This window comes from Salmonella sp. 32082101201600294FB01SM01, from assembly GCF_017572865.1.
GTDB classification, from domain to species: domain Bacteria; phylum Pseudomonadota; class Gammaproteobacteria; order Enterobacterales; family Enterobacteriaceae; genus Salmonella; species Salmonella enterica.
Genome location: NZ_JAGESB010000003.1, coordinates 456,262 through 475,774, shown reverse-complemented (window position 1 = coordinate 475,774; position 19,513 = coordinate 456,262). Strand labels below are relative to the sequence as shown.

Below are 19,513 nucleotides of genomic sequence, written 5' to 3'. Positions count from 1 at the left end.
GATGCAACATGAAATTACGTGATTCACTGGCGGAGAATAATTCTATCCGCCTGCAGGCTGAAGCGAATACCTGGCAGGAAGCCGTCAAGATCGGCGTCGATTTACTGGTGGCTGCCGACGTGGTGGAGCCGCGCTATTACCAGGCCATTCTCGATGGCGTTGAGCAGTTTGGCCCCTATTTTGTGATTGCCCCCGGCCTGGCGATGCCGCATGGCCGCCCGGAAGAAGGGGTCAAGAAAACCGGTTTTTCTCTGGTGACGCTGAAAAAGCCGCTGGAGTTCAACCACGAAGATAACGACCCGGTCGATATTCTCATCACCATGGCGGCGGTCGATGCCAACACTCACCAGGAAGTGGGCATCATGCAGATCGTTAATCTGTTTGAAGACGAAGCCAATTTTGACCGTTTACGCGCCTGCCGTACCGCGCAGGAAGTCCTGGATCTCATTGACCGCACCAACGCGGCAGCTTAAGAAGGAATTGAACATGTCATTACCGATGTTGCAAGTCGCGCTGGACAACCAGACTATGGATAGCGCCTATGAAACCACCCGCCTGATTGCCGAAGAAGTCGATATCATTGAAGTGGGCACCATTCTGTGCGTGGGCGAAGGCGTGCGCGCCGTTCGCGACCTGAAAGCGCTCTATCCGCACAAAATTGTGCTGGCGGACGCCAAAATTGCCGATGCCGGCAAAATCCTTTCTCGTATGTGCTTCGAAGCCAACGCAGATTGGGTGACCGTGATTTGCTGTGCGGATATCAACACTGCGAAAGGCGCGCTGGATGTGGCAAAAGAGTTTAACGGCGATGTGCAAATCGAGCTGACCGGTTACTGGACCTGGGAACAGGCGCAGCAGTGGCGCGATGCGGGCATTCAGCAAGTGGTTTACCACCGCAGCCGCGACGCGCAGGCCGCAGGCGTGGCGTGGGGTGAAGCGGATATTACTGCGATTAAGCGGCTGTCCGATATGGGCTTTAAAGTGACCGTGACCGGCGGGCTGGCGCTGGAAGACCTGCCGCTGTTCAAAGGCATTCCGATCCATGTCTTTATCGCGGGGCGCAGCATTCGCGATGCCGAATCGCCGGTAGAAGCCGCACGGCAGTTCAAACGCTCCATTGCCCAACTGTGGGGCTAAGGAGCGGCTATGCTGTCGAAACAAATTCCGCTCGGCATCTATGAAAAAGCGCTCCCTGCGGGGGAGTGCTGGCTGGAGCGCCTGCGGCTAGCGAAAACGCTGGGTTTTGACTTCGTTGAAATGTCGGTGGACGAGACCGACGCCCGACTGGCGCGGCTTGACTGGAGCCGCGAGCAGCGTCTGGCGCTGGTGAGCGCGGTTGCTGAAACCGGCGTGCGCGTGCCGTCCATGTGTCTGAGCGCGCATCGTCGTTTTCCGCTCGGTAGCGAAGATGACGCGGTACGGGCGCAGGGGCTGGAGATTATGCGTAAAGCGATTCAGTTTGCGCAGGATGTCGGGATTCGCGTCATTCAACTGGCGGGGTACGACGTTTACTATCAGCAGGCCAACGACGAAACGCGTTGCCGCTTCCGCGATGGGTTAAAAGAGAGCGTTGATATGGCCAGCCGCGCCCAGGTGACGCTGGCGATGGAGATCATGGACTACCCGCTGATGAATTCCATCAGTAAAGCGCTGGGCTATGCTCACTACCTCAATAACCCGTGGTTCCAGCTCTATCCGGATATCGGCAATCTGTCTGCCTGGGATAACGACGTACAGATGGAGCTACAGGCGGGAATCGGGCATATCGTCGCGGTACACGTCAAAGATACTAAACCCGGCGTGTTCAAAAATGTGCCGTTTGGCGAAGGCGTTGTCGATTTCGAACGCTGCTTCGAAACGCTCAAACAGAGTGGCTATTGCGGGCCCTATCTGATTGAGATGTGGAGCGAAACAGCAGAGAACCCGGCGGCAGAGGTAGCGAAAGCGCGTGACTGGGTGAAAGCGCGCATGGCCAGCGCCGGTCTGGTGGAGGCAGCCTAATGCAAAAACTCAAGCAGCAGGTATTTGACGCTAACATGGATTTGCCCCGTTATGGACTGGTGACGTTTACCTGGGGCAACGTCAGCGCTATCGATCGCGAACGCGGGCTGGTGGTAATTAAGCCAAGCGGTGTCGCCTATGAAACCATGCAGGCAGATGACATGGTGGTGGTGGATATGGATGGCAAAGTGGTGGGGGGAGGTTATCGTCCTTCTTCCGATACCGCTACCCATCTGGCGCTGTATCAACGCTATCCGTCGCTTGGCGGCGTCGTTCATACCCACTCCACCCACGCCACGGCATGGGCGCAGGCGGGGATGGCTATTCCAGCGCTCGGCACCACGCACGCGGACTATTTCTTTGGCGATATTCCTTGTACCAGAGCGTTAAGCGAAGAAGAAGTGCAGGGCGAGTACGAGCTGAACACCGGTAAGGTGATTATCGAAACGCTGGGCGAGGTGGAACCGCTGCATACGCCAGGCATTGTCGTGTATCAACACGGGCCGTTCGCCTGGGGGAAAGATGCGCACGATGCGGTACATAACGCGGTCGTCATGGAGGAAGTGGCGCGAATGGCGTGGATTGCGCGCGGTATTAACCCTGGCCTCAACCCCATCGACGATTATCTGATGAACAAGCACTTCATGCGTAAGCATGGCCCGAATGCGTATTACGGGCAGAAGTAAAACAACGCTCCGGGATCCTATCCCTCAGGGATGTAATTGGTCAGATTCCGGAGCTTCTTTCATAACACTCTATAGAATCATACTACTGTGTCTATCAACGGATTGTTTGTTAAAACTGACCCACAGCGGCGTCGGTATGGAGTAGCTGCGTTAATTGGTTTTGCAGCGGGTATTATTTCAGCATTTGTAAAATGGGGCGCGGAAGTTCCTTTACCGCCGCGAACGTTTTCCGGCGGGCGCGATGAGTTTAATCCACCGTATATTTTTTTGCGGGATTATTTAGGCATTGACCCAACACAAACGGTTTATACCTTTTCTGAGCATGTTATTAACCCTGTGATGGTAACTCACATTATCTTTTCGCTGGTGTTCGCAATAGGTTACTGCGTCGTCGCGGAAATTTTCCCGAAAGTTAAATTATGGCAGGGGATACTGGCGGGGCTGATTGTTACGGTTGTCGTGCATGGCATATTCTGCCCGGCGCTGAACTTAACGCCTCCGCTTACACAACTTCCTTTTGACGAGTACGCTTCTGAAATTCTGGGACATGTATTTTGGTTTTGGGTGATTGAATTAATGCGCCGCGATCTGCGAAACCGCATAACGCATGAGCCGGATGCCGAAGTGCCATTAACAACCCGATAAGCGAAAAAAATGCCCCCTGACCAGGGGGCAAAACTATGGCATTTTCCTGATACTAGCGATAAATCTCCGCGCTGGCATGCATGTTGCCGTTACTACCGGGCTCCCGTAACAAAATCGGGTGGTAGTAAGTTGCGCCTCGCGCATCAGTTTCTTCTTTCAGCGCCTGGCGGGCCTCGCTTTCGGTCGCGAAATTATGGTTTATGTAAATCACGCCTAAGCTCTGTATATCGTCCATATTTCTGACCTGACGATTATCAATTTCAATGGCTGCCATTGTATTTACGCTGAGCAAAAATCCAGCCAGAAGGGGGAAAATACGGAAGAACATAGTGACCTCCTCGGCGGCGGTTGCTGACCTGGCCCTGCCTCCTTTTTTGTGAACCTCTGATGTTATTTTAATCGCTACCAGCAGGAGCGATAGCGACCATTTCTGATGCAGTTGTTCAAAAAATTACCGCATTTCCCGCTGATGCCTGATAAATCGTCAACTCGCTAGCTGTTATGGTAGTTAACAGGTCGGTATCTCAGCCTTAATCTTTTACATTTCAGAACTGATCGGCAGGCACATAAATAATCGAACTATTGCCTTGAGTTTCGCCGGGCGTGTCAGTATTATAACGCGTCATTTTTCAGCCGACCTTTAACACGTTCCTTGCCTCCATGGGCCGCGGCTGACCCAGACAGGAGGCTGAATAATCCGTAAGGAGCAATTCGATGCGTCATTACGAAATCGTTTTTATGGTCCATCCTGACCAGAGCGAACAGGTTCCGGGCATGATCGAGCGTTACTCTGCCGCCATCACTGGCGCAGAAGGCAAGATCCACCGTCTGGAAGACTGGGGCCGCCGTCAGCTGGCTTACCCGATCAACAAACTGCACAAAGCGCACTATGTTCTGATGAACGTTGAAGCGCCGCAGGAAGTGATCGATGAGCTGGAAACTACCTTCCGCTTCAACGATGCCGTTATCCGCAGCATGGTTATGCGTACTAAGCACGCTGTTACCGAAGCTTCTCCGATGGTTAAAGCGAAAGACGAGCGCCGTGAGCGTCGCGATGATTTCGCTAACGAAACCGCAGATGATGCTGAAGCTGGGGATTCTGAAGAGTAATTTCTGATGACCAACCGTCTGGCGTTGTCCGGCACCGTGTGCAAGGCCCCCCTTCGAAAGGTCAGTCCATCAGGAATTCCGCATTGCCAGTTCGTGCTTGAGCATCGTTCTGTGCAAGAGGAAGCCGGCTTTCACCGGCAGGCGTGGTGCCAAATGCCCGTTATTGTTAGCGGACACGAAAACCAGGCCATTACTCACAGTATAACGGTCGGCAGCCGCATAACCGTTCAGGGGTTTATCTCTTGCCACAAGGCAAAGAACGGTCTGAGCAAAATGGTTCTGCATGCCGAGCAGATTGAATTGATAGATTCTGGAGACTAGCCATATGGCACGTTATTTCCGTCGTCGCAAGTTCTGCCGTTTCACCGCGGAAGGCGTTCAAGAGATCGACTATAAAGATATCGCTACGCTGAAAAACTACATCACCGAAAGCGGTAAGATTGTCCCAAGCCGTATCACCGGTACCCGTGCAAAATACCAGCGTCAGCTGGCTCGCGCTATCAAACGCGCTCGCTACCTGTCTCTGCTGCCGTACACTGATCGCCATCAGTAATCGGTCACGGTCCATTAATACGACTTTGAGAGGATAAGGTAATGCAAGTTATTCTGCTTGATAAAGTAGCAAACCTGGGTAGCCTGGGTGATCAGGTTAACGTTAAAGCGGGCTATGCTCGTAACTTCCTGGTACCACAGGGTAAAGCTGTTCCGGCTACCAAGAAAAACGTTGAATACTTCGAAGCACGTCGCGCTGAACTGGAAGCTAAACTGGCTGACGTTCTGGCTGCTGCAAATGCACGCGCAGAGAAAATCAACGCCCTGGAAACCGTTACTATCGCGTCTAAAGCAGGCGACGAAGGTAAACTGTTCGGTTCCATCGGTACTCGCGACATCGCTGACGCTGTGACTGCAGCTGGCGTTGACGTGGCTAAGAGCGAAGTTCGTCTGCCGAACGGCGTTCTGCGTACCACTGGCGAACACGAAGTGAACTTCCAGGTTCACAGCGAAGTATTCGCAAAAGTTATCATCAACGTGGTTGCTGAGTAATCAGGCATTCTCGTTTTTGCTAGCAACGAAACGTCGGCCCAGCGCCGACGTTTTGCTTTTTTAACCCCATCGCTTTTCGACTGGCTATCTCCCCCTCTTTTCGCGATAATCAAAAATAAAACATTATTTTAATTTCTTGGTGAAAGAATGGATACCCAACGCCAGGCCTCCCCGTTTGCCCGCAAAAACGTCGTTTATGTGTGTGCCGCATTTTGTTGCCTGCTATGGGGCAGCGCTTATCCAGCCATCAAAAGCGGTTATGACCTCTTTCAGATAGCCACCGACGATATCCCTTCTAAAATTGTTTTTGCTGGTTATCGTTTTTTGTTTGCGGGTGGGTTGCTGCTACTGTTCGCGTTGCTTCAGCGTAAACCGATTGGTCGGTTTCGTCCGCGCCAGTTTGCTCAGTTAACGTTACTGGGGCTGACTCAGACGTCGCTGCAATATCTCTTTTTCTATATCGGCCTTGCGTTTACCTCCGGCGTGAAAGGCTCAATCATGAACGCGACAGGCACATTCTTCAGCGTATTGCTGGCGCATTTTATTTATCAGAACGACCGATTGAGCTACAACAAAACGCTCGGCTGTATTCTGGGCTTTGCGGGCGTCATGGTGGTGAACGTCAGCAACGGCCTGGATTTCAGCTTTAATCTGCCGGGAGAAGGCTCCGTGGTGCTGGCGGCGTTTATTCTTTCTGCGGCCACATTGTATGGCAAACGTCTCTCGCAGACGGTCGATCCGATGGTCATGACTGGCTATCAATTGGGGATTGGCGGTCTGGTAATGGTCATTGGCGGCTACGTTTTTGGCGGTACGCTGACGATACATGGCTTCTCGTCGGTGGCGATTTTAGTCTACCTGACGTTGCTCTCGTCGGTCGCTTTTGCGCTATGGAGCATTTTACTCAAATATAATCGCGTGGGGATGATTGCGCCGTTTAACTTTCTGATCCCGGTTTCCGGCGCGGCTCTTTCGGCTATTTTCCTCGGCGAGAATATTCTGGAGTGGAAATACATGATTGCGCTGGTGCTGGTGTGTTCGGGGATCTGGTGGGTGAATAAGGTGAAGCGGTAATGCTTCACCTGAACGAATAGGGTACAGGCGGGGTAAGGCGTAGCCGGCGTTACTGTGCGCGAATAAAACTGCCGTCAGGCTGACGCGTAAACAGCACCTGTTGGCCGTCATCGCCATCTATCGTTAAACCTGTCACCACCCCGCTGGCATTCTGGCGAATTTTAATCATTTGACCATTTTTGAGATTACTCAGCGGCTTGCCAGCGCCTTCTACCTGCGCCATTGCATAAACGTCTGTTGGGGGCAGTCCGTGGTCACGGAACAGTTGCGCCAGAGTTTTACCAGGCTCTACCCGGTACGAGCGCCACTGTTGACCGATGCCGCTATCCTGCTGGAAAGGCTGCGTTTGCGGCTGGTTTTGTTCTTCCGGCTGGCCTTCCTGGATAGGTTCCGGCGCAACGGGCGCCACCTGATCCGGATCGTTTTGCGGCGCGACCAGCTGCGCCTGAAGCTGGGCCTCTGTCGGCGGCTGTGATTGCGATTGCAGATCCAATTGCGCTTCCCGCGTGACGACAGGCGAGTCGCTGGTCTCGCTGGCGGGCAGCAGGAAACCGATCACCAGCACGATAGCGGCAATGATAATGCCACGACGATGCATAGGCGGCAGCGGCTCCATGATGCGAAAATTATCCGGCGCGTGCCAGATTTTCGCCAGGGTTGGTTTTAATTCAAAGCGCCCGGGCATGGTTTACCTCCTGCTCCGCATCTCGTTCCTTAATCATAGAGTATAGATGGCTAACGCTATGATACTGGTAGTGCTATCCGCTTTCGTGACATCAATACGGATAATCTATTGTTTCTTTTTCCCTGCGATTTGTCATCCTCCCTGAGACAAAGTTTTACCAGAAGAAGCGTGGCTGTTATGCTGCCCGCTACTTTTTTGATATCCGATGAAGGAAAAATAATGGCCACCCCGACTTTTGACACTATTGAAGCGCAAGCGAGCTACGGCATTGGTTTGCAGGTAGGGCAGCAGCTCAGCGAATCCGGTCTTGAAGGGCTGTTGCCTGAAGCGCTGGTTGCAGGCATTGCTGATGCGCTGGAAGGTAAACACCCGGCGGTTCCTGTTGATGTGGTGCATCGCGCGCTGCGTGAAATTCATGAGCGTGCGGACACGGTGCGTCGTGAGCGTTTCAAAGCGATGGCGGCCGAAGGCGTGAAATACCTGGAAGAAAACCGCGAAAAAGACGGTGTGAACAGTACTGAATCTGGTTTACAGTTCCGCGTTCTGACGCAGGGCGAAGGCGCGATTCCGGCGCGTACCGACCGCGTACGCGTGCATTACACCGGTAAGCTTATTGATGGCACCGTATTTGACAGCTCCGTCGCGCGCGGCGAACCGGCTGAATTCCCGGTAAATGGCGTGATCGCCGGCTGGATTGAAGCGCTGACTCTGATGCCGGTAGGTTCCAAATGGGAACTGACTATCCCACAGGAGCTGGCCTATGGCGAGCGTGGGGCCGGGGCATCTATTCCGCCATTCAGCACCCTGGTGTTTGAGGTGGAACTGCTGGAAATTCTGTAAGCGCCCCGAGTTTGCCGGATGACGGCGTAAACGCCTTATCCGGTAACCCTGACTTCAGCAAATGCCAATATTTTATTTTGCAAATGGCGTCGTTACGTGTATTTTTGTGAGCTAATTCGCATTATCAAAGTGATATAACACTCATTTTAAACATAAAATTAACATTGTATTTGAATCTTAGTATTCATCCCGCCGATTCTTACCTAATATCGATGAGTCCTGATAACAGGATCGTCGTATCATAGACCAAAGGCCGTAGAGCCCGCACAACACAGACAGGTACAGGAAGAAAAACATGGTAGATCAGGTAAAAGTCGCAGCCGACGAACAGGCTCCGGCTGAACAGTCGCTACGGCGCAATCTTACAAACCGTCATATACAGCTTATCGCTATTGGCGGCGCTATTGGTACCGGTCTGTTTATGGGATCGGGTAAAACGATCAGTCTCGCCGGACCGTCGATCATTTTTGTGTATATGATCATCGGTTTTATGCTTTTTTTCGTGATGCGCGCCATGGGGGAATTGCTGCTCTCGAATCTGGAATATAAATCGTTTAGCGATTTTGCTTCCGACCTGCTTGGCCCCTGGGCGGGATATTTCACCGGCTGGACGTACTGGTTTTGCTGGGTAGTGACCGGTATGGCTGACGTGGTGGCGATTACCGCCTACGCGCAGTTCTGGTTTCCCGGCCTTTCCGATTGGGTCGCCTCGCTGGCGGTAGTGATCCTGCTGCTAAGCCTCAACCTCGCCACCGTTAAAATGTTTGGTGAAATGGAATTTTGGTTTGCTATGGTCAAAATCGTCGCCATCGTGGCGTTGATTGTGGTCGGGCTGGTCATGATTGCGATGCACTTTAAATCGCCGACAGGCGTTGAAGCGTCTTTTGCGCATCTGTGGAATGACGGCGGCTGGTTCCCGAAAGGTATTAGCGGGTTCTTTGCCGGTTTCCAGATTGCGGTGTTCGCCTTCGTGGGCATTGAGCTGGTCGGTACTACCGCCGCAGAAACTAAAGATCCGGAAAAATCGCTGCCGCGCGCGATTAACTCAATACCGATCCGTATCATCATGTTCTACGTCTTTGCGCTGATTGTCATTATGTCGGTGACGCCGTGGAGTTCCGTGGTGCCGGATAAGAGCCCGTTTGTTGAGCTGTTTGTACTGGTGGGTCTGCCTGCCGCCGCTAGCGTGATCAACTTTGTTGTGCTGACCTCGGCGGCGTCTTCCGCCAACAGCGGCGTCTTCTCGACCAGCCGTATGCTGTTTGGCCTGGCGCAAGAAGGCGTGGCGCCAAAAGCGTTCGCTAAGCTATCGAAACGCGCGGTACCGGCGAAAGGCCTGACCTTCTCCTGTATCTGCCTGCTGGGCGGCGTGGTTATGCTGATGGTCAACCCGAGCGTGATTGGCGCATTCACCATGATCACTACGGTTTCGGCTATCCTGTTTATGTTTGTCTGGACCATCATTCTGTGTTCATACCTGGTGTACCGCAAAAAGCGTCCCCACTTGCATGAAAAATCCATCTATAAGATGCCGCTCGGTAAGCTGATGTGCTGGGTCTGTATGGCGTTCTTTGCGTTCGTGCTGGTATTACTGACGCTGGAAGACGATACGCGCCAGGCGCTGATCGTGACGCCGCTGTGGTTTATCGCGTTGGGTCTGGGCTGGCTGTTGATAGGTAAGAAACGGATGGCGGGAATGCGTTAATTGTTTTGCCCGGTAGCGCTGGCGCTTACCGGGCTTACAGCGTAGCGTTGATTTGTAGGCCGGATAAGGCGCGGTTTACAGCCGCCATCCGGCAAAATGCCTGGCTGGCGATTATTCCCCGGCCAGCGCGCGTGGGAACAGCACGTTATTCTCCAGGCTGATGTGCTCCATCAGATCATCAATCATCTCATTAATGCCGTTATACATCGCTTTCCAGGTGGTGCAGGCTTCTGGCGGCGGCGTTACATTTTGGGTGACGTGTTTGATGACGTCTACCAGCTCTCCCGCCTCGTCATGCTCGCTTTCCATTACGCTTATCGGGCCCGTTGCCTGGCGACCCATACCCTGTTTGATCATGGGGAACAGGATCTGTTCTTCTTTCATCATATGGCTGGAAAGCTCTTCATGCAGCGCGGTGAGATATTTTGTCAGGCCGCGTGGGACGTTTGGCTTATCCGCGTGAACGCGTTCCACTTTGGTTGCCTGCAGGATAAGCTCCGGCAGTTGTTCGCGGTGTCGATCATGATAGCGCACAACGATATGGTCAATAATGTCCGCCAGCGGAACGGCGCGCCAGTCTTTTTCGATGGGCTGTTCAGCCAATTGCGCCAGTTGCGCTTCAATGATGTCAATATCGACGTCGTGACGCGCGGCGGCGCGCGCCAGCGTCTGTTTTCCGCCGCAGCAGTAATCCATATCGTACTGGCGAAACAGCGCCGATGCGCGGGGAATAGAGAGCGCCAGTTCGCCTAAAGGTTGATCGCGATAAGCCATAGCCGTTACCTCATTTGCAACAATATAAGTTGTATTTTAAATGCATCTTTAAGGCGAGGCTATAACTCTTTCGGGGGGCGTATAATTTAAGCCAGGATGAGATTAGCGTTCCGTGACCGGAACGACGGTCGCTTTTTCCGGTTTCGCTCTCACGGCAATGACCACGCCCGCCACCAGGAGCGCAATGCCGCTTAACGTCAGGAATGGCGGGATTTCCTGGCGCAGAATGAAGGTATAGAGCAGTCCCGCCAACGTTTCAAAAACAATCAGCGGCCCTAAAATCACGGTTGGCAATTTTTGGCTGGCGATATTCCAGCACAGCGCGCCCACCCAGGAACACAGCACCGCGATGGCGATCATCAGACCGATAAACAGCGCGGGATGCGGGCCAAAGGGCAGGATAAACAACGGTTTCTGGATACTTAGCCACAGACAGACCGCCGCATAGCCGATTAACGAGACCGGCAGCGTAACCAGCGCCTGCGCCGTTGCCCACATCATGGGATGTTTGTCGGGATTTTCCCGAAGCCAGCGGGCGTTGCGCAGCGCATACCATGCCCAGCACGCTACGGAAATCAGCGCCAGCACAATGCCTGAACCATAGCGCCAGCCGCTAACATCGGACAATCCCTGGCTAAGTTCAGCAATATTGACGCACAGCAGGCCAAAACCGATAAGCGCCAGCGCGGGCGCTAAACGCCGCCAGGATAATCTGCCGTCTCGTTGGCTATAGAGAACGTTAGCGAAAAGCGGAATGACGACCGGCAATGTCCCGATGATCATCGTCGACACCGGCGCGCCGGTTCGCTGAATGGCGCTGGCGAGGCAGGCGTAATAGATTACATTGCCCATCAGGGTCAGCGACAGGGCGGTGGACCAGTCTTTGCGCGTCAACTGGCGTAACCGCGTGCGGCCTAGCCAGGCAATCGGCAGGGCAATCAGCCCCAGCGCCAGATAGCGTCCCATTGACTGTAAGAGGGCCGGGTAATCCGGCACGATTAACGGGCCGACGAAAATCAATCCCCACATTAGCCCTGCCAGCAGGGCGTATAGCACGCCGCTAATCATCAGATTCTCCTCATAAACCGTTCCGTCATTATCAGAGAAGGTCTATGAGGATGCCACATAAATTAACTAAATTTTAACACTTACAGTACGGAGCGAAGGCTTTCTGTGAGCGTCGTCGTCGGGCGACCGATGAGTTTACGCAGCGTATGGCTGTCATCAAACAAGCCGCCTTTCGCCGCGCCAGCGTCAGAATTGGCTAACATATCCGCCAGTCCGTCAGGCAGGCCTGCGCCTTTCAGCGCGGCGGCAAAATCGACTTCACTCAGGTTCTGGTAGACGATTTTTTTTCCGCTCTGATGAGTAAGTTCATCCGCCAACTGGCTTAATGTCCAGGCGTCATCACCCGCCAGCTCGTAGACATTCCCGGCGTGACCCTCTTCACGGATGACGCACGCGGCGGCGGCGGCATAGTCAGCGCGCATTGCGGAGGCGATTTTCCCTTCTCCCGCTGCGCCAATAAAGACGCCATGCTTCAGCGCGGCAGGGACGCTCGCCAGGTAGTTTTCCGTATACCAGCCGTTACGTAATAGCGTGTGAGGAATACCTGACTCAGCCAGCATTTTTTCCGTTTCAATATGTTCATCGGCGAGCGCCAGCGGCGATTTATCCGCATGTAGCAGGCTGGTATAGGCGATGAATTTCACCTTCGCGGCAATGGCGGCCTGAATGACGTTGCGGTGCTGCGCGGTGCGTTGTCCCACTTCGCTGGATGAAATGAGCAGCAGTTTATCAACGCCCTGTAAGGCGGTGGTCAGCGCGGCTTCGTTAGCGTAATCCGCCTGGCGAACGGCAATCCCGCGCTGACTGAGCGGGGCGGCTTTTTTCGGGTTACGGACGATCGCGACGAGGTGACTGGCGGGCGTCGTTTTTAGCAGGTTTTCAATAACGTGTTGGCCCAGTTGGCCCGTTGCGCCAGTGATAGCAATCATGGTGAACTCCTCAGTGTTGGTCTTGTGTTTTATTACGCTACCACCTAAACTTACTTTTAGTAAGTACGTACAAAAAGGTAAGTATCAATGCGCGCTCATACTCTTTCCCGGCAGTTGCGTGAAGGCAATCTCTTTGCTGAACAGTGCCCGTCCCGTGAGGTGTTAAAACATGTCACCAGTCGCTGGGGCGTACTGATTCTGGTCGCGTTACGCGACGGTACACACCGTTTTAGCGACCTGCGCCGCAAGATGGGAGGCGTGAGTGAAAAGATGCTGGCGCAGTCGTTACAGGCGCTTGAACAGGACGGATTTCTCAACCGGGTGTCATATCCAGTTGTTCCGCCGCATGTAGAGTACAGCCTGACGCCGCTTGGCGAGCAGGTGAGCGATAAAGTCGCCGCACTGGCGGACTGGATAGAACTGAATTTGCCCCAGGTATTGGCGCAGCGGGAGCGTTTATCAGATGGCGGCTAGCGCTTTATTCGGCCTGCCAGTCAGGCCGAATAAACGCAGCGCCATACGGGACTCACGTTACTTGCTCAAATCCACCTGATAAATGGCAAAACCAATATCATCGACGGCAACCTTCTTCATCGGATACTGCCCTTTCGCTTTAATGAAGGCAGCGGCTTTATCGCCTGGCGATGTTTCAAAGCGGATATCCAGCGCCGTATCGCTGTGGATTGGCGCCAGACGCCAGTTATTATCCGCCGCCGGATGGATTTCGCCCGCGCGTTTTGACTCTGCGCCAATCCATGCCGCCAGCACGGCGCGATTTTCATCCGGAGACGCAAAGGCGATATGGCTGTCGCCCGTACCGGCAAACTTGCCGCCGTAAGCGCGATAGTTATTCGTGGCGACCAGGAACGTAGCGTTCGGGTCGACAGGCTTACCGTTAAAGGTCAGGTTTTTAATACGTTCCGCCTGCGGATTCACCATCTGGCATTCGCCATCATAGCGGGCGGGCTGTGACACATCGATTTGATAATTCACGCCGTCAATGACATCGAAATTATAGGTGCGAAAGCCATCCCAATTGATCAACGATTGCGGTTTGTTGCTATGAATATCAATCTGATTAAATTGTCCGGCAGAACATTCCAGCCACTCTTTTACCTCCTTACCGCTGGCTTTCACCACCACCAGCGTATTCGGATAGAGATAAAGATCGGCGGCGTTACGGAAGGTCAACTGGCCTTTTTCCACTTCGACAAAGCTGGCAGGATCGTTCTTACGCCCGCCAACTTTAAACGGCGCGGCGGCGGACAGCACCGGCAGTTTCGCCAGATCCGGATCGCCCTGAATAAAGTGTTCCACATACGCTTTTTGCGCGTTATTCACCACCTGTACGGTAGGATCGTCCTGCACCAGAGCAAGATAACTGTACATGTTATCGGCAGACTTGCCGATGGGCTTGCTGACAAACTCGCGGGTGGCATCGTGATCGGCTTTCAGAATATCGACCAGCTTACTGTCTTCCGCCGCCAGCGACTTTTTAGCGGCGGCGTCATAGATAGGCCGCGCTTCCGCTTTCGCCTGCGTAACCTGCCATTTGCCGCTGTCGTTATTGAGCACCAGATCGACCACTCCCAGATGGTCGCCCCACATGCCAGGCATTACCGCAGGAATGCCGTTAAGCGTACCTTTGGCGATATCCGCGCCTTTGATGTCGGCAAAATCTTTACCGGGGAAGACGGCGTGGGCGTGGCCAAACATAATCGCGTCGACGCCGGGAACTTCGCTGAGGTAATAAACCGAGTTTTCCGCCATGCTGTGGTACGGATCGGCAGAAAGGCCTGAGTGAGCAATGACTACCACGATATCAGCGCCTTTCTCGCGCATTTCGGGCACATATTTCCGGGCGGTTTCCGTAATGTCATTGACGGTAACTTTGCCGCTCAGATTCGCTTTATCCCAAATCATGATTTGCGGCGGAACAAAGCCGATATAGCCGATTTTCAGAGTTTGCGGGTTGCCGTCTTTATCAATAACGCTCGTCTCTTTAATCAGATAAGGCGTAAAGAGCGGCTTTTGGGTTTTAACGTCGATAATATTGGCGTTAACATAAGGGAATTTCGCGCCGGCCAGCGCGTTATGCAGATAGTCCAGACCATAATTAAACTCATGGTTGCCGAGGTTTCCAACCGCGTAATCCAGAGTGTTGAGCGCTTTATAGACCGGGTGAATATCACCGTCTTTGAGCCCTTTTGCCGCCATATAATCGCCCAGAGGGCTCCCCTGAATCAGGTCGCCGTTATCCACCAGCACGCTGTTTTTGACTTCATTTCGGGCGGCATGAATCAAACTTGCGGTACGTACCAATCCGAATTTTTCGGTTGCGGTATCCTTGTAATAATCGAAATCCATCATGTTGCTATGTAAATCAGTAGTTTCCATGATACGGAGATCGACGGTGGCCGCATTCACGCTGGCGGCGATCAGCGTAGCCAGAAGCGTTGCACTAAACTTAATCATCAGAGGCACCTTTTAAGAACGCAATAGAAAAGCCGGATAGTGAAAAATAGCGATGATAAACAGTGAAACCCGATATCGTTCCGACCGTCGCCAGAAGAAGGCGAAACCGCCCCATCCGGCCGATTTTTTGCGAGTGTTCACAGAAGGGTGAATCATGCCATGAAAGGTATTATCAAAACCGCAGACGGTATCACAGTTGGCGGAACCCTTAACGATCGGGTATAAGTAAAACAACGAGTTAACGCCCCCGTCATAAAGAGGTGGAGAATGTTAGAACAAGTATGCCAGCTTGCACGGAACGCGGGCGATGCCATTATGCAGGTTTATGATGGAGCCAAACCGATGGAGTACGCCCGCAAGCAGGACGATTCTCCAGTCACTGCGGCGGATATCGCCGCACATACCGTGATTCTCGAAGGGTTACGCACGCTCACGCCGGATATTCCGGTGCTTTCAGAAGAAGATCCACCTGCCTGGGAAGTGCGCCAGCACTGGCAGTGCTACTGGCTGGTCGATCCGCTCGACGGCACCAAAGAGTTCATCAAGCGCAATGGCGAATTCACGGTCAATATCGCGCTGATTGAGCAGGGCAAACCGGTGTTGGGCGTGGTCTATGCGCCGGTGCTGAAAGTGATGTACTACGCGGCGGAAGGTAAGGCCTGGAAAGAGGAGTGCGGAGTGCGTAAGCAGATTCAGGTCCGGGATGCCCGCCCGCCGCTGGTGGTGATTAGCCGTTCGCATACGGATGATGAACTCACCGAATATCTCCAACAGCTTGGCGAACATCAGACAACTTCTATTGGTTCCTCGCTGAAATTCTGTCTTGTGGCGGAAGGCCAGGCGCAGCTTTACCCCAGATTTGGGCCGACCAGCGTCTGGGACACTGCCGCAGGTCATGCCATTGCCGTTGCAGCCGGGGCGCACGTTCACGACTGGCAGGGAAAAACGCTGGACTATACCCCTCGTGAATCGTTCCTTAACCCCGGCTTCCGGGTGACTATTTACTGAGGAGCTTATGCAGCAGGCCGACCACCTGCTGTACCTCTTGCTGGGTTAACGCGCCATCTTTCACCCATTGAACCCGACCGTCTTTGTCAAGCACAATGACGGCGGACCCCTCTTCTTTTAATTGCCAGGCGTTACGCGCCACGCCATTGCTGTCGACAATAAATTGCGACCACGGATAGAGCTTTTTATTACTTTCTATACTGCTACGCACGAACATACCGGAGCCTGGGATCGCATCATCGGTGTTCACAATTGTGGTCGTCTGGTATCTGTCATGCGGAAGCCCGGCGGATTTAATCGCTTCAATCAGCGTGGCGTTTTTTTCCTTCGCTGACGTTCGACCCGCAATGTGCAGCAGGACGCGCACTTTTCCCGCCAGCTGCGCGCTATTCCAGTTTTTATAACTAAACTCATCTTTATTCAACGTCAGTTCGCCACGATCGGCAATGCCTACCGGCGGCACCCGTTGGTTAACTTCAAGGTTATGCGCACAAGCCATTATGGGGAGTAGCAGACACGACATCGCCAGAATTTTACGTAGGGTCATGGTCATTCCTTCTTTATTTTTTTGCAGGTGATCCGACCACTTTGGGCCGATAGTTAATCATATGTGCGATTGATGCTTTTTCCCGCAAAGGGGATGCCAGTTTGCGGGCGGGCGCACACTTCCTGTGAAAAATGAAGGCATATACTGAGAAAAATGAGCTGATGTTTAGATAATTCTGAATAACTGTAATCAAAAGGTAAATATACTTATGCACACTGGAAACGACGTAGATATGGTCTATAGTCATATGGCATTAAAATTTGCGCCTTAAAACTGTTGGGCCGATTGTGGCACCGCAAGGGCGTAATACTCTGCAGGAGACAACAATGAAAATTTTCCAACGCTACAACCCGCTACAGGTGGCGAAGTACGTGAAGATCCTGTTCCGTGGACGGTTATATATCAAGGATGTTGGCGCTTTTGAGTTCGATAAGGGTAAGATTCTTATCCCAAAAGTGAGAGACAAGCAGCACTTGTCTGTGATGTCTGAAGTTAACCGTCAGGTTATGCGTCTGCAAACTGAGATGGCGTAACCAAAAGTGCTATGCAGTAGGTTAAAAAAGTAAAAAAAACGGCTCCTGAATCAGGAGCCGTTGATGTTTCTGGCAAACGGATTTCAGGCCGCGCTGTCTTCTTTACCTTGCGCATCGGGCAGTTTCGGTGCCGGTACGTTGCTTTTATTGTCGAGACGCGTCACCAGCAACTGATCGATACGGTAGTTGTCGATATCCACCACTTCAAATTTGTAGCCGGAAAACTTCACCGAATCGGTACGTTTTGGGATCTTGCGCAGCATAAACATCATAAAGCCGCCAATGGTTTCATAGTTGCCGGATTGCGGAAACTCATCGATATCCAGCACGCGCATGACGTCGTCAATCGGCGTGCCGCCGTCAACCAGCCAGGAATTTTCATCGCGTGCCACAATTTGCTCTTCCAGTCCCTGGCCGACCAGGTCACCCATTAGCGTGGTCATCACATCGTTCAGCGTAATGATACCGACGACCAGCGCGTATTCATTCATAATGACCGCGAAATCCTCGCCCGCCGTTTTGAAACTTTCCAGCGCCTCAGAAAGGGTCAGCGTATCCGGCACAATCAAGGTATTGCGAATTTGCACGCCGCCATTCAGCGCCATACTTTGGTTCGCCAGCACGCGGTTCAGCAGATCTTTGGAGTCTACATAGCCGATGATGTGGTCGATATCTTCATTACACACCAAAAATTTTGAGTGCGGATGTTCGGCGACCTTTTTCTTCAGGCTTTGCTCGTCTTCGTGCAGATCAAACCAGATGATACTTTCGCGCGGCGTCATGGAAGACGGTACGGTGCGGGATTCAAGTTCAAACACATTTTCAATCAGTTCATGCTCTTGCTTGCGCAAGACGCCCGCCAGCGCGCCGGCTTCCACCACTGCGTAAATATCATCAGAAGTAATGTCGTCTTTCCGCACCATTGGAATTTTGAACAGGCGGAAGATGTTGTTTGCCATGCCGTTAAACAGCCACACCAGCGGGCGAAAAACGAACAGGCAGAAGCGCATCGGGTTGATGATACGCAAAGCCACAGCTTCTGGCGCAATCATACCGATGCGTTTCGGGGTTAAATCCGCGAACAGGATAAACAGCCCCGTCACCAGCGAGAAAGAGAGAATAAAGCTCAGCTGCTCGGAGAGTTCTGGCGACATATAGTGCGAGAAAAGGGCGGAAAAGGCGGGCGAAAATGCCGCATCGCCGACGATACCGCCAAGAATAGCGACGGCGTTCAGGCCAATTTGCACAACGGTGAAAAACATGCCGGGATTTTCCTGCATTTTCAATACGCGTTGTGCGTTGATACTGCCTTCATCAGCTAATAACTTAAGTTTAATCTTACGTGATGCGGCAAGCGAGATCTCGGAGATGGAGAAGAACGCACTTACAGCGATCAGGCAGAATATAATGAATATACTGTTTAACATATCTTATCCGGCGAAACGCCAGATCCTCGGAAGGGAAGTTTATAAATCCGTGTGGTAACGTTTAATGAAAACCGGCTCGTAGCAGTGAGCCGATAAGTTCAGGGCTAGTATAGCGTAAGCTACTGTAAAGTCGCCAGAGGGTTCATTTTCAACTCCGACAAGTTCCCCCTACGCCAGCGTCGTCACGCGTCAGGCGGCAGGCAAACGCCGATCCCGCCAATCCCGCAGTAACCGTATGGGTTTTTGTACAGATACTGTTGGTGTTCATCTTCGGCGTAGTAAAACGGCGTCGCATGGGCGATTTCCGTGGTAATAGGGCGATGGTTTCCGGCGGCGGCCATTGCCGACTGAAAGCGCTCGCGACTGGCGTGAGCAGCGGCACTCTGTTCCGGCGTTAAGGGATAAATCGCAGAACGGTATTGCGTACCGTGATCGTTACCCTGTTGCATCCCCTGCGTTGGATCGTGATTTTCCCAGAAAATCTGTAAAAGCTGCTCATAACGGATAACGGCAGGATCGTACACTATCCGTACCGCTTCGGCATGACCGGTCTGCCCGGAGCAGACTTCCCGGTAGGTTGGATTAGGCGTGTAACCGCCCGCATACCCTGCCGCGGTGCTATATACGCCGGGCAATTGCCAGAATAAACGTTCTACGCCCCAGAAACAGCCCATAGCGAAGTAGGCGATCTCCATCCCGGCAGGGACATTGGTCATAGAGTGTTCATTTACCGCATGCAGAGTGGCGATCGGCATCGGGGTGTTGCGTCCTGGTAACGCATCTGCTTGAGTAACCAGATGTTTTTTATCAAATAAACTCATGAGCTATTCTCCCGAAAGCGTTAATTGGCGTTAAGGTTGTAACGAGACGCATCTTTGCACACAATAACAACATTAATGTATCTGGATTTAACCATAAGAAATATTTGGGCAGTCGTCTGCTTTTCAATCGCAATTGTTGAT

24 protein-coding genes are annotated in these 19,513 nt (G+C 52.7%); 15 read left to right on the top strand and 9 right to left on the bottom strand.

All coding sequences use genetic code 11. The features are described 5' to 3' along the window. The first annotated feature begins 8 nt into the window (after positions 1–8). The 5 genes from ulaC to J4645_RS15495 all read left to right on the top strand — a co-directional run bounded on the left by ulaC (position 9) and on the right by J4645_RS15495 (position 3,332). Positions 9–473 (top strand): PTS ascorbate transporter subunit IIA, encoded by a 465-nt coding sequence (gene ulaC / locus J4645_RS15515; RefSeq protein WP_000776531.1) that lies wholly within the window; start codon positions 9–11, stop codon positions 471–473. 13 nt (positions 474–486) lie between these two features. After that, positions 487–1,137 (top strand): 3-keto-L-gulonate-6-phosphate decarboxylase UlaD, encoded by a 651-nt coding sequence (ulaD, locus tag J4645_RS15510; RefSeq protein WP_000056761.1) that lies wholly within the window; start codon positions 487–489, stop codon positions 1,135–1,137. Between the two features lie 9 nt (positions 1,138–1,146). Next, positions 1,147–2,001 (top strand): L-ribulose-5-phosphate 3-epimerase UlaE, encoded by an 855-nt coding sequence (gene ulaE / locus J4645_RS15505; RefSeq protein ID WP_000949530.1) that lies wholly within the window; start codon positions 1,147–1,149, stop codon positions 1,999–2,001. Further along, positions 2,001–2,687, top strand: coding sequence for an L-ribulose-5-phosphate 4-epimerase (locus tag J4645_RS15500; protein ID WP_001170774.1), 687 nt, complete (start codon positions 2,001–2,003; stop codon positions 2,685–2,687). The genes ulaE and J4645_RS15500 overlap by 1 nt, the downstream gene beginning before the upstream one ends. 87 nt (positions 2,688–2,774) lie before the next feature. Continuing rightward, positions 2,775–3,332, top strand: a complete 558-nt coding sequence (locus J4645_RS15495) for a DUF1440 domain-containing protein (RefSeq protein ID WP_000026294.1) — start codon at positions 2,775–2,777, stop codon at positions 3,330–3,332. A gap of 52 nt (positions 3,333–3,384) precedes the next feature. On the opposite strand, the gene yjfY is transcribed toward J4645_RS15495, so the two are convergent. Further along, positions 3,385–3,660: a DUF1471 family protein YjfY gene (gene yjfY / locus J4645_RS15490; protein WP_023215145.1), complete on the bottom strand. Its 276-nt coding sequence runs from the start codon at positions 3,658–3,660 to the stop codon at positions 3,385–3,387. Positions 3,661–4,046: 386 nt separating this feature from the next. Here yjfY and rpsF point away from each other — a divergent pair, with 386 nt between their 5' ends. The 5 genes from rpsF to J4645_RS15465 all read left to right on the top strand — a co-directional run bounded on the left by rpsF (position 4,047) and on the right by J4645_RS15465 (position 6,560). After that, positions 4,047–4,442 carry a 30S ribosomal protein S6 gene (gene rpsF, locus J4645_RS15485; RefSeq protein ID WP_001216673.1) on the top strand — a complete coding sequence of 132 codons (396 nt, stop codon included), beginning with the start codon at positions 4,047–4,049 and terminating at the stop codon, positions 4,440–4,442. Positions 4,443–4,448: 6 nt separating this feature from the next. Continuing rightward, positions 4,449–4,763 carry a primosomal replication protein N gene (gene priB, locus J4645_RS15480; RefSeq protein WP_208208989.1) on the top strand — a complete coding sequence of 105 codons (315 nt, stop codon included), beginning with the start codon at positions 4,449–4,451 and terminating at the stop codon, positions 4,761–4,763. Between the two features lie 4 nt (positions 4,764–4,767). After that, positions 4,768–4,995 (top strand): 30S ribosomal protein S18, encoded by a 228-nt coding sequence (gene rpsR, locus J4645_RS15475; RefSeq protein ID WP_000135199.1) that lies wholly within the window; start codon positions 4,768–4,770, stop codon positions 4,993–4,995. A 41-nt stretch (positions 4,996–5,036) separates the two neighbouring features. Beyond that, complete coding sequence (gene rplI / locus J4645_RS15470; protein WP_001196065.1) at positions 5,037–5,486, top strand: 50S ribosomal protein L9; 450 nt, start codon at positions 5,037–5,039, stop codon at positions 5,484–5,486. A 147-nt stretch (positions 5,487–5,633) separates the two neighbouring features. Next, positions 5,634–6,560, top strand: a complete 927-nt coding sequence (locus J4645_RS15465; protein ID WP_023215146.1) for a DMT family transporter — start codon at positions 5,634–5,636, stop codon at positions 6,558–6,560. Between the two features lie 49 nt (positions 6,561–6,609). Here the strand turns inward: J4645_RS15465 and J4645_RS15460 are convergent, their stop codons facing one another. After that, on the bottom strand, positions 6,610–7,245 hold the full coding sequence (locus J4645_RS15460) for an OapA family protein (RefSeq protein ID WP_023215147.1): 636 nt from the start codon (positions 7,243–7,245) through the stop codon (positions 6,610–6,612). Between the two features lie 219 nt (positions 7,246–7,464). On the opposite strand from J4645_RS15460, the gene fklB reads away from it, so the two are divergent. Next, positions 7,465–8,085, top strand: coding sequence for an FKBP-type peptidyl-prolyl cis-trans isomerase (gene fklB, locus J4645_RS15455; RefSeq protein ID WP_000235164.1), 621 nt, complete (start codon positions 7,465–7,467; stop codon positions 8,083–8,085). A 295-nt stretch (positions 8,086–8,380) separates the two neighbouring features. Continuing rightward, complete coding sequence (cycA, locus tag J4645_RS15450; protein ID WP_000228322.1) at positions 8,381–9,790, top strand: D-serine/D-alanine/glycine transporter; 1,410 nt, start codon at positions 8,381–8,383, stop codon at positions 9,788–9,790. 111 nt (positions 9,791–9,901) lie between these two features. On the opposite strand, the gene ytfE is transcribed toward cycA, so the two are convergent. The 3 genes from ytfE to J4645_RS15435 form a co-directional block, all read right to left on the bottom strand. Next, positions 9,902–10,564, bottom strand: a complete 663-nt coding sequence (gene ytfE / locus J4645_RS15445) for an iron-sulfur cluster repair protein YtfE (RefSeq protein WP_000331471.1) — start codon at positions 10,562–10,564, stop codon at positions 9,902–9,904. 102 nt (positions 10,565–10,666) lie between these two features. After that, positions 10,667–11,632 carry a DMT family transporter gene (locus J4645_RS15440; RefSeq protein WP_000623288.1) on the bottom strand — a complete coding sequence of 322 codons (966 nt, stop codon included), beginning with the start codon at positions 11,630–11,632 and terminating at the stop codon, positions 10,667–10,669. An 80-nt stretch (positions 11,633–11,712) separates the two neighbouring features. After that, positions 11,713–12,561 (bottom strand): SDR family oxidoreductase, encoded by an 849-nt coding sequence (locus J4645_RS15435; RefSeq protein ID WP_000560614.1) that lies wholly within the window; start codon positions 12,559–12,561, stop codon positions 11,713–11,715. A gap of 87 nt (positions 12,562–12,648) precedes the next feature. On the opposite strand from J4645_RS15435, the gene J4645_RS15430 reads away from it, so the two are divergent. Then, positions 12,649–13,035: a helix-turn-helix domain-containing protein gene (locus J4645_RS15430; protein ID WP_001201297.1), complete on the top strand. Its 387-nt coding sequence runs from the start codon at positions 12,649–12,651 to the stop codon at positions 13,033–13,035. A gap of 57 nt (positions 13,036–13,092) precedes the next feature. Here J4645_RS15430 and J4645_RS15425 read toward each other — a convergent pair whose 3' ends face one another. Beyond that, positions 13,093–15,036, bottom strand: a complete 1,944-nt coding sequence (locus tag J4645_RS15425; RefSeq protein WP_000589376.1) for a bifunctional 2',3'-cyclic-nucleotide 2'-phosphodiesterase/3'-nucleotidase — start codon at positions 15,034–15,036, stop codon at positions 13,093–13,095. Between the two features lie 267 nt (positions 15,037–15,303). Here J4645_RS15425 and cysQ point away from each other — a divergent pair, with 267 nt between their 5' ends. Then, positions 15,304–16,044 (top strand): 3'(2'),5'-bisphosphate nucleotidase CysQ, encoded by a 741-nt coding sequence (cysQ, locus tag J4645_RS15420; protein WP_023215148.1) that lies wholly within the window; start codon positions 15,304–15,306, stop codon positions 16,042–16,044. Here the strand turns inward: cysQ and J4645_RS15415 are convergent. Then, positions 16,034–16,591 (bottom strand): YtfJ family protein, encoded by a 558-nt coding sequence (locus tag J4645_RS15415; RefSeq protein ID WP_000175303.1) that lies wholly within the window; start codon positions 16,589–16,591, stop codon positions 16,034–16,036. The two genes, cysQ and J4645_RS15415, sit on opposite strands and share 11 nt — an antisense overlap. Positions 16,592–16,917: 326 nt before the next feature. Between J4645_RS15415 and J4645_RS15410 the strand changes: the two genes are divergently transcribed. Further along, positions 16,918–17,124: a DUF1107 domain-containing protein gene (locus J4645_RS15410; RefSeq protein WP_000689229.1), complete on the top strand. Its 207-nt coding sequence runs from the start codon at positions 16,918–16,920 to the stop codon at positions 17,122–17,124. Positions 17,125–17,207: 83 nt separating this feature from the next. Here the strand turns inward: J4645_RS15410 and J4645_RS15405 are convergent, their stop codons facing one another. Both J4645_RS15405 and msrA read right to left on the bottom strand, forming a co-directional pair. After that, positions 17,208–18,551 (bottom strand): hemolysin family protein, encoded by a 1,344-nt coding sequence (locus J4645_RS15405; protein ID WP_000934970.1) that lies wholly within the window; start codon positions 18,549–18,551, stop codon positions 17,208–17,210. Between the two features lie 182 nt (positions 18,552–18,733). Next, complete coding sequence (gene msrA / locus J4645_RS15400) at positions 18,734–19,372, bottom strand: peptide-methionine (S)-S-oxide reductase MsrA (RefSeq protein WP_023215149.1); 639 nt, start codon at positions 19,370–19,372, stop codon at positions 18,734–18,736. Positions 19,373–19,513: the final 141 nt, after the last annotated feature.

What these genes read in the sequence shown, in the direction of transcription:
- J4645_RS15500 (WP_001170774.1), top strand. Translation starts at nt 2,001, where the DNA reads ATGCAAAAACTCAAGCAGCAGGTATTTGACGCTAACATGGATTTGCCC.
- J4645_RS15460 (WP_023215147.1), bottom strand. Translation starts at nt 7,245, where the DNA reads ATGCCCGGGCGCTTTGAATTAAAACCAACCCTGGCGAAAATCTGGCAC.
- ytfE (WP_000331471.1), bottom strand. Translation starts at nt 10,564, where the DNA reads ATGGCTTATCGCGATCAACCTTTAGGCGAACTGGCGCTCTCTATTCCC.
- J4645_RS15405 (WP_000934970.1), bottom strand. Translation starts at nt 18,551, where the DNA reads ATGTTAAACAGTATATTCATTATATTCTGCCTGATCGCTGTAAGTGCG.
- J4645_RS15440 (WP_000623288.1), bottom strand. Translation starts at nt 11,632, where the DNA reads ATGATTAGCGGCGTGCTATACGCCCTGCTGGCAGGGCTAATGTGGGGA.
- ulaD (WP_000056761.1), top strand. Translation starts at nt 487, where the DNA reads ATGTCATTACCGATGTTGCAAGTCGCGCTGGACAACCAGACTATGGAT.
- J4645_RS15415 (WP_000175303.1), bottom strand. Translation starts at nt 16,591, where the DNA reads ATGACCCTACGTAAAATTCTGGCGATGTCGTGTCTGCTACTCCCCATA.
- rpsR (WP_000135199.1), top strand. Translation starts at nt 4,768, where the DNA reads ATGGCACGTTATTTCCGTCGTCGCAAGTTCTGCCGTTTCACCGCGGAA.
- J4645_RS15410 (WP_000689229.1), top strand. Translation starts at nt 16,918, where the DNA reads ATGAAAATTTTCCAACGCTACAACCCGCTACAGGTGGCGAAGTACGTG.
- J4645_RS15425 (WP_000589376.1), bottom strand. Translation starts at nt 15,036, where the DNA reads ATGATTAAGTTTAGTGCAACGCTTCTGGCTACGCTGATCGCCGCCAGC.
- ulaE (WP_000949530.1), top strand. Translation starts at nt 1,147, where the DNA reads ATGCTGTCGAAACAAATTCCGCTCGGCATCTATGAAAAAGCGCTCCCT.
- cycA (WP_000228322.1), top strand. Translation starts at nt 8,381, where the DNA reads ATGGTAGATCAGGTAAAAGTCGCAGCCGACGAACAGGCTCCGGCTGAA.
- cysQ (WP_023215148.1), top strand. Translation starts at nt 15,304, where the DNA reads ATGTTAGAACAAGTATGCCAGCTTGCACGGAACGCGGGCGATGCCATT.
- rplI (WP_001196065.1), top strand. Translation starts at nt 5,037, where the DNA reads ATGCAAGTTATTCTGCTTGATAAAGTAGCAAACCTGGGTAGCCTGGGT.
- J4645_RS15435 (WP_000560614.1), bottom strand. Translation starts at nt 12,561, where the DNA reads ATGATTGCTATCACTGGCGCAACGGGCCAACTGGGCCAACACGTTATT.
- J4645_RS15430 (WP_001201297.1), top strand. Translation starts at nt 12,649, where the DNA reads ATGCGCGCTCATACTCTTTCCCGGCAGTTGCGTGAAGGCAATCTCTTT.
- fklB (WP_000235164.1), top strand. Translation starts at nt 7,465, where the DNA reads ATGGCCACCCCGACTTTTGACACTATTGAAGCGCAAGCGAGCTACGGC.
- priB (WP_208208989.1), top strand. Translation starts at nt 4,449, where the DNA reads ATGACCAACCGTCTGGCGTTGTCCGGCACCGTGTGCAAGGCCCCCCTT.
- msrA (WP_023215149.1), bottom strand. Translation starts at nt 19,372, where the DNA reads ATGAGTTTATTTGATAAAAAACATCTGGTTACTCAAGCAGATGCGTTA.
- yjfY (WP_023215145.1), bottom strand. Translation starts at nt 3,660, where the DNA reads ATGTTCTTCCGTATTTTCCCCCTTCTGGCTGGATTTTTGCTCAGCGTA.
- J4645_RS15465 (WP_023215146.1), top strand. Translation starts at nt 5,634, where the DNA reads ATGGATACCCAACGCCAGGCCTCCCCGTTTGCCCGCAAAAACGTCGTT.
- ulaC (WP_000776531.1), top strand. Translation starts at nt 9, where the DNA reads ATGAAATTACGTGATTCACTGGCGGAGAATAATTCTATCCGCCTGCAG.
- rpsF (WP_001216673.1), top strand. Translation starts at nt 4,047, where the DNA reads ATGCGTCATTACGAAATCGTTTTTATGGTCCATCCTGACCAGAGCGAA.